The organism is Pantoea rodasii (assembly GCF_002095465.1).
GTDB lineage: Bacteria > Pseudomonadota > Gammaproteobacteria > Enterobacterales > Enterobacteriaceae > Pantoea > Pantoea rodasii.
The window spans coordinates 1-7,375 of record NZ_MLFP01000042.1 but is presented as its reverse complement, the minus strand read 5'-3'; the positions used below and the strand labels follow the sequence as shown (position 1 = coordinate 7,375).

The 7,375-nt window shown below is 43.6% G+C and carries 8 protein-coding genes, 1 pseudogene and 1 other annotated feature; all 9 genes and pseudogenes read right to left on the bottom strand.

The window, feature by feature from the left end:
* Positions 1 to 9 precede the first annotated feature (9 nt).
* Positions 10 to 997, bottom strand: a pseudogene (locus HA45_RS28450) (IS3 family transposase); the annotation flags it as partial.
* Positions 651 to 767: a sequence feature (AL1L pseudoknot), on the bottom strand. (Overlaps the previous pseudogene by 117 nt.)
* A 411-nt stretch (positions 998 to 1,408) precedes the next feature.
* On the bottom strand, positions 1,409 to 2,698 hold the full coding sequence (locus HA45_RS23020; RefSeq protein WP_128599083.1) for a hypothetical protein: 1,290 nt from the start codon (positions 2,696 to 2,698) through the stop codon (positions 1,409 to 1,411).
* On the bottom strand, positions 2,658 to 3,032 hold the full coding sequence (locus HA45_RS23015) for an outer membrane lipoprotein-sorting protein (protein ID WP_280174527.1): 375 nt from the start codon (positions 3,030 to 3,032) through the stop codon (positions 2,658 to 2,660). The genes HA45_RS23020 and HA45_RS23015 overlap by 41 nt, the downstream gene beginning before the upstream one ends.
* On the bottom strand, positions 2,947 to 3,207 hold the full coding sequence (locus tag HA45_RS28755; RefSeq protein ID WP_280174528.1) for an outer membrane lipoprotein-sorting protein: 261 nt from the start codon (positions 3,205 to 3,207) through the stop codon (positions 2,947 to 2,949). Before HA45_RS28755 ends, HA45_RS23015 begins: the two co-directional genes overlap by 86 nt.
* 260 nt (positions 3,208 to 3,467) lie before the next feature.
* Positions 3,468 to 3,899: an ABC transporter permease gene (locus tag HA45_RS23010; protein ID WP_366557364.1), complete on the bottom strand. Its 432-nt coding sequence runs from the start codon at positions 3,897 to 3,899 to the stop codon at positions 3,468 to 3,470.
* A gap of 125 nt (positions 3,900 to 4,024) precedes the next feature.
* Positions 4,025 to 4,282: a hypothetical protein gene (locus tag HA45_RS23005; RefSeq protein WP_128599081.1), complete on the bottom strand. Its 258-nt coding sequence runs from the start codon at positions 4,280 to 4,282 to the stop codon at positions 4,025 to 4,027.
* Between the two features lie 86 nt (positions 4,283 to 4,368).
* A complete protein-coding gene (locus tag HA45_RS23000) occupies positions 4,369 to 4,665 on the bottom strand; it encodes a hypothetical protein (protein ID WP_128599080.1) in 297 nt (98 codons plus the stop codon).
* 184 nt (positions 4,666 to 4,849) lie between these two features.
* Positions 4,850 to 5,524, bottom strand: coding sequence for an ABC transporter ATP-binding protein (locus tag HA45_RS22995; RefSeq protein WP_100700167.1), 675 nt, complete (start codon positions 5,522 to 5,524; stop codon positions 4,850 to 4,852).
* Positions 5,525 to 5,618: 94 nt separating this feature from the next.
* A complete protein-coding gene (locus HA45_RS22990; RefSeq protein WP_100700168.1) occupies positions 5,619 to 6,800 on the bottom strand; it encodes a CblD like pilus biogenesis initiator family protein in 1,182 nt (393 codons plus the stop codon).
* Positions 6,801 to 7,375: the final 575 nt, after the last annotated feature.

The window sequence follows — 7,375 nt, the reverse complement described above, 5'->3', positions numbered from 1 at the left end:
GATCACCTACGCTTTATACTGACCGTTGATGCTTTCTGCCATCGCGTTATCAAATGAGTCACCTGTGCTGCCCGTCGATGCCAGCAGCTCCGCATCCTGCAGGCGCTGCGTGTAGGCCAGTGAGACATATTGCGAACCCTTATCTGAGTGATGGATGGTGCCGGAAGGTCGGCGCGCGCACAGCGCCTGCTCCAGCGCGTCCAGCACGAACGTCGTCTCCATTGACGATGAAACACGCCAGCCCACGATAACACTGGCGAACACATCGAAGATAAACGCTACATACGCAAAGCCCTGCCAGGTGCTGACGTACGTAAAGTCTGCCACCCACAGCTCATTGGGCCGTGCTGCCACGAACTCGCGGTTTACCCGGCCACCTGACGCTGCCGCTTTCCCGCTGACTGTGGTCCGTATTTTTTACCGCGGAGCACCCCGGCCAGCCCCATGCTCTTCATCAGTCGCGCCACCGTGCATCTGGCTACGCTGAACCCCTCGCGCTGTAACTGCCGCCAGACTTTACGGATACCACAGGCACTGTAGTTTTCGTCATATACCCGCCGTATTTCCGGCTTCAGCTGGTCATCCCGCTGATCGCGCAGGCTGCGTTTACCCGGATGCTGGCGGTGCGCCTGATGCCGGTAGTATGTTGACGGGGCGATATCCAGCTCGTGGCATACCGGTCCGACCCCGTGTTCATCGCGCAGGCGGTCCAGAAGCGGCATTATTTTTTCCACAGGCGGTCGAACTCCTCCTTCGCAAAATAAGCTGAGGCCTGCCGCAGGATATCGTTAATGAGGCGCCGTTCGCGGTTCTCACGTTCCAGCTCTTTAAGGCGCTCGCGTTCGGAGGTGGTCAGTCCGCCATCCCCGCCGCCGGTATCCCGCTCATACTGGCGTAGCCAGGTGCGCAGGGTGTCGGTGCTGCAGCCGGTTTTAGGGGCAAGAGAGTGGATAGCAGCGTGTTCGGAGCGATACTCACCGCGCTGTTCCAGCAACATTCTGACAGCGCGCTCACGCAATACAGGGGAAACGGTTAGCTGATTTTGAAGTCATTTCGGGTTTCCTTTTACTGAGAGTTTAGTCTCCCTAGAACCCGGTACGGTTCAGACTCAATGGCGGGAATGTTTATCAACAAGCTCGCAATGACTGACCTCATGCTAAGCTTTTATTATTCCTCGCACCATAAGTAAAAAGAGCTCCTAGCCGGAACTCTTTTCTGTGTTTACCCGGACTTTAACCTCCGTCATTTCCTTATGTTTCTTTTACCCTATTGATAGCAGGGATAATGTCAGGCTTTTACATAAAATTGTCTGCGTTAAGGGATGATGCATTATATAATCTTTAAATTCAATGCAAGGAAGAATTTTAATAAAATTGAAATATAGAATTTAAAAAGGAACCTGACACATTTAAAAATAATAGTAAATACCCAATTGCAAGCTTTTTTCAGACTGCGGATAATTTTTCTTATTAATAAAGTATTTTTTTTGTAGCTGAAGAGACAAATCAATAGACCCAATATGATGCAACAATTCAATGTAACCCAAATCCTTCTTATTCTGAAGATCCCTCAAAAAAATTAAATTAATGTCATAATCTTTATAAACATCTTGCCAGTAAATCTGAGATAAAACAGAATACTTTGAATAACCTGAAAGTGAGTCATTTGAATTTTGTTTTTTATAACCTTTCTCAAGTAAATACAGAGATGACATTTCTGAATTATTTGGCTTACCTGCCTGACCATCATAGTAGGCTTCGAAACGCAAATTCATTTTTTTTTCATTAGCCCAAGACAGACCGATAGCTATCCTGTTTCGCCATGAAATATCTTTATATGTCTCTGGCAAGTATTTTTGCCATGATAGTGGCCTGCGCCCCCCTGCCCATTCTAAGTAACCTAGAGTTGAATCTGTCAGAACACGTGACAAGTCGAAACCAATTTGAGGAGGAGAATTGATATCTTGATAGTAAAAAACCTGAGGATTCAAGTTTTCTGCTAAAATATAACTCCCAACAAAAAGAAAACGATTATTAGGATTTGTAGAAGAAAAATCATATCCGATTCTTTTATATCTACCACTGAGAGCTGGAGAAAATATAGCTGTAAATGAGGCTTTGTTCCAGAAATGCTGTAACCTGACCATAACATTTCCCATGCGTTCAGATTTTTCAGTCTCTGGATTAGTTGAAGAATTATTATCATTTATACTACTCTTTAAGAAATCAGTGGGATTGAAACCGAAAGATAATCCATAACGTGAATTGATCTGACCAAGATCTATAACTGTCTCTGCCGAAGGTTTCAATGTTACATAAGCCTCACGCAGATAATTATATCCAGATAAGAAATTTTCATCTTTGTTATGGGAAGCCTCAATGCGATCAGAAAGAGTAAAACTAAGGATACCAGCAGGTGGCATGTTTACTAAAGAGTGAAAGTGTGAGTCAAGGAATAAAAGATGCCTACCAAGATCACCATAATTATACTTTGACTCAACCCCTGTTTTAACATCAAATTTCCTCTCTTGTGAATCTTGTGATTCAGCCTTATCTGCTAATTGTATAGCATTTGTTAAAACATTTAGTTCCCCACGAGCTAAAGGCATAAATAAACCCAACAAAAACACATAAATCAATTTTGGCCAAGAAGTTTTTTTAAAGACCATATTCAGGTTTAAAATTTGGCAGGTAATCACGTTGCATCCAAGCTTCAGGCACTGAAATAAACTTAAAGTCTGTGTTTTTAATGATAGTAATTTTATCATGATTCATTCCGTCAATGATAATTGCTTCTGTAGGACGTGTTCCGTTAAGGATACGTTCATAATGTCTGTAGAAAGTAGTTTTAAGTAGAGTTCCATTTAAAGCATAAAACTGAACTTTAAATGTTTTGAAGTAATCTTTATCAATCCATATGTCCATAGATGAATAGGCAGCTTCAGCATTACGGGAAGTTAGATGTAAACGCAAAGCATCCCTGGTTTTTAAGTTCCCGTCTTTTGATTGATTCAACCCCGATAATTTTTGCATTATAATCATGAGCCCAATTGGAAGTGATTACATCTCCATTTGACGCCTGTCCAAGTAATCTTTGCTGCGGAGAAATTGGAATGCTTACTTGGCTCGTCGGATCATAAAGCCAGAGATTACGTCCATTTTTTAAAGTAAGTTTACCAGCATCACGCTGAGGAGAAATATACTTCAACAATGTCTGGAACTGTCCAGTATTTGGATCAGGTCGTGAATAAAGAAGCAGCTTGCTTTTTTCACTAACTTTACCACCTTCATAACTTGTAATATTAGTGATCAAACAAAATGAGTTACTGGGGTTTCTGACATGGTCACTTTTTTCTAAAATTTTTTGCGCATCTTCTTCTGCATGTACAAAAAAATAGAAAATATCGATAAAATGAGCGTAGCTATTCTAACTTTCATTAATTCAACCTTGTTTATAATTAATTTTATTCATTGATGACGAAGAGACTCAATAATATTTGTGTTCGATGCTCTTTTTGCTGGTAACCATGAAGACAAAATTGTTGCCGATAGCATAGTACAATCAATGATCGTCATCATCCTCCATTCCCCTCGTAGAATTATTTGTAAAGGCACCGGCTCAATCACCCCGGGCGGCTGCCATGTTAGATTTGAGCAGTTCACGATGAAGGATAAAATGAAGGACATGAAATCACCTGCCACTAAACCTATTAATCCCATCAAAGTACCTTCTAACATAAATAGCCATTGAATATCTTTCTTTTTAAATCCTATAGCTCGCAGAGTTCCGATTTCTGACATTCTTTCTAATACTGTCATACTCATAGTATTACCGACAGAAAATAATGCCAAACATACAATAAGAAAAAGAAAAAAAAGAAAACAAGTTTTTAAACATATGAGTAATTTGATTATACAATGGATTTAACTGAGTGAAGTCATATACAGATAACTGTTCTTTAGTTTTCATTTTACCGATTATTGAAATTATTTCAGAACGAGCCTTTTCTAAATCTGCACTTTTCTTAAGTTGAACCATTATAGCGGTTACGCCAGGATCTTTTTTCGTTTCCAAAAAGTAACTGTTGAGCTTTCTTCAAGTGAATTCCTACATAACTTTCATCCATTTCCCGGGAACCTTGAGACTTAATTCCATCCACTTCAATATTCGCAACATTTGGAGCTCCATAAGCAGAAGGTACAAGCAGTTCCAGACGACTTTTGCCACCAATTTCATTATGCTTACTGGCTTCTTCAGATAGGAGAGTCAGACTTTTAGGCACTAAATCTTCCTGAGATTTTGAATTGCCTTTCGTGGCACTTTTATTATTCAACAAAAAGTATAGTTCACTCCCTAATAGCGCAGAGCTTATGTTTTTTTGTCGAGCATTATCCGGAGAGGAGAATGACCATCCAAATTGTATCCATCCCATGAATTTAACCTTTCCATATCCGCCGCTTCCTCTCCAAAAATCAAAACGGGACGTGATAAATTGTTATTGTTATTGTTAGCAAGACCTGTCATGGCCAATGCCGGCGTTACGACTGAAAGTAGATTCGATATTTTTTTATTCGATTTTATTTTTGATATTATATTATCATAATCTTGAATGCTGTATAGTGCAGGATTTGAACTGCCATATTTATAATAATCTTTATTTTGCACCTGCAAATGGCCGGCACTCCTGACAAAACTTGTTTGTAAGCTGTATTGGATCGAACGGTTATATCCCCCAGACCCGCAACCCCAACCGTGCCAATGATGATTGCACATAAAGTAGACATTGTTCTTCTTTTATTTCTCAACAAGTTGTTGAATGCAAACTTTATTAATTTCATTCCATACCTCACTAATTATATTGTACTCTACCGTCATTAAATTCAAAAACGTGATCGGCCTCTGCAAAAACATCGGGGTCATGAGATGAAAAGATTACTGTTAAGGCGTTATCTCTCTGAATTTTGCGTAATAATCTCAAGATTGCCCTTCCATTTATGCTGTCTAGATTCGCTGTTGGTTCATCTGCCAGCACGAGCTCGGGCCTGTGAACTAACGCCCTTGCTATTGCAACTCTTTGTCGCTGACCACCGGATAATATGCCTGGCATTGAGTTTTCTCTTTCCCTCAACCCCACTTGTGATAACATATCAATGGAAATTTTTTTACGTTCTGATTTACCTATTCCTTTTAACATCAATGGTATTTCAACATTTTCACGCACTGTCATAATAGGTATAAGATTGTAACTTTGAAATATGAACCCTATATAATTGGCTCGAAAATCACTCAATTCGTTATCATTCAGGTTTATAATTGATTTTCCACTTATCAAAACTGTACCTTTATCGGGCTTTTCAAGCCCTCCTAAAACATTCAGTAATGTTGTTTTACCGCTCCCTGATCTGCCGGATAAAACTGTAAACTTCTTTGGCTTAATTTTAATATTCACACTGTTTAAAGCCATTATTTTATCTTGGCCTGTAATAAATTTTTTTTCAATGTTTATCATTTCAGCTGCCCACATTATATAACCCTCTTTTATGCCATAACTCTGTTTTAAATGATTGATGAGTTTTCTTCTGCATTAGTATTTATCACTTTTTTCTTGTTGCATTTAATTACGTCGACGGCGTATAAGTTAAACGAAGGAGATTGCTGTACGCACCAGCATTTGCAATTACAGGCGGAACGTAGAACTCCAGCTTCGACGGCACGCATAAAGACACGCCCTGTACGCCCGGTATGGAAACTTTTTTCAGCAGATCGGGGTTATTTAATCCTGACCAGTTTATAGCAGCGCCACTAGCACCCAAATGATTCACCTGTTGATATTCACCCGTGACAGGATTGAGGATTTTTATTTCATAACCTATATAACTTCTCCCTGAACCTGCAGTACCGTTTCGAAACATATGAAAGGTTTTACTTAGTTCAGTCTTGGTTGTAGAACCAGGGAATTCCCCAGATCCATCTCTGAATATCAACGTCATCGATTTGCTGTCGGAATTACTTCCGTCATAAAGGCACATGTCGACGGTGACTTTTCCTGTCCTGAAAAAATTCGGCCTGCGCGTACTGTGAGAGGATGATGTTCCTGGGGCCGTGTGGGTTGACTCTCCATTAATGTAAAGCGGTATATTTACAGTCGGCGATTTTGTACCGTAAGCGGGGAAGTAAATCTGCTGATTCTGATTATCCGTCACGTGCAGTACGATGTCTGCCGTCCAGTTCGCCAGGCTTATTCCCGGGTCTCGCTGGTACAGATTTTGCTTCAGCGTGGCCCGCCATATTCCGCCATTATTAAGTCTGGCCAGCTCATTCTGATTGATAATGTATGTAAACAGGGTATAGGTCGCGTTCACGAATCCAATTGGATTCCAGGGCGCTTTGTGGCTGTCAGTGCCTCCTGACGGGAAGCTCACCACGTGATATGCCTGGACATTAATATCGACCGTCGTGCCGGTGTTATCCTGAGTAAATCTCAGTTTGATGGCTCCATCACCGTCCGGCTGGCCCCATGCGCCCATTGTTGTCGGGCAGGCACCGTTGGCCGGGTCGCTGTCACTCAGGCAGGTCAGAATATTCGTTGACCATGTACCCTTGGTACCCGTGGGCTTTTCGTCGTCTCTGCCGCCTGACACGGCGTTCCATATCATCACGCTCGAGGGTATCGCGCTGCGGTCAAAGGTGGCGTTAACCGGCGTGTTCAGGCTGACTGGCGGCGCGTATTCCGCGCGACAGCCGGGGCTGACGGACAGTAGTGCCATAACGGCAAGGCTGACCTGCAATAATCGCTTCATTCCACTTCCTTACTGAGCTTCGCCGTTTCGGCGTCTGATGAGCGGGTACCCCGCATAATCGCAACCTGCTGCCGGGCCCGCGGGGGCAGGCTGGCCAGCGCTGCGGGCCGGCAGCGTATTTCTCCTACCCAGCGAATAACGTTTCTGCGCGTTTTTACCGTCACCGGACACTGCCAGTAGCGCTCGCCGCGGGTGACATAAAGCGTTTTCACCGCCCGCGTGGTTCCATGCTGAAACTGCTGCCGCCCAGCGGCGTCCAGGACTCAACGTTCAGCGGCACGGTATCCCGCAGGGGGGCCCCGTTCAGCCCGGTAAGGCGTCCCATCCAGGTATACTGCGCCGTGACCCCGATGCTGCGGCTGTAAACGCGCCCCGGGGTCAGGAAAACCTCGCCTTTTCCTCCGCCCCGGCTGAGACGCTTCCCGTACCCGAATCGCCGGCGGCCTGAGGCTCGCTGATACTGAAAGAAACCGGCTGCCAGGCCGGAACGCTGAACGCGGCGCGACTTCCTGCCTGTACGCGCGCTTGTCCGCCCCCGTCAACCGAGACGCTGACCGGAGCCGGGTCTGCACCGT

What these genes read in the sequence shown, in the direction of transcription:
- HA45_RS23015 (WP_280174527.1), bottom strand. Translation starts at nt 3,032, where the DNA reads ATGCAAAAATTATCGGGGTTGAATCAATCAAAAGACGGGAACTTAAAA.
- HA45_RS22995 (WP_100700167.1), bottom strand. Translation starts at nt 5,524, where the DNA reads ATGTGGGCAGCTGAAATGATAAACATTGAAAAAAAATTTATTACAGGC.
- HA45_RS22990 (WP_100700168.1), bottom strand. Translation starts at nt 6,800, where the DNA reads ATGAAGCGATTATTGCAGGTCAGCCTTGCCGTTATGGCACTACTGTCC.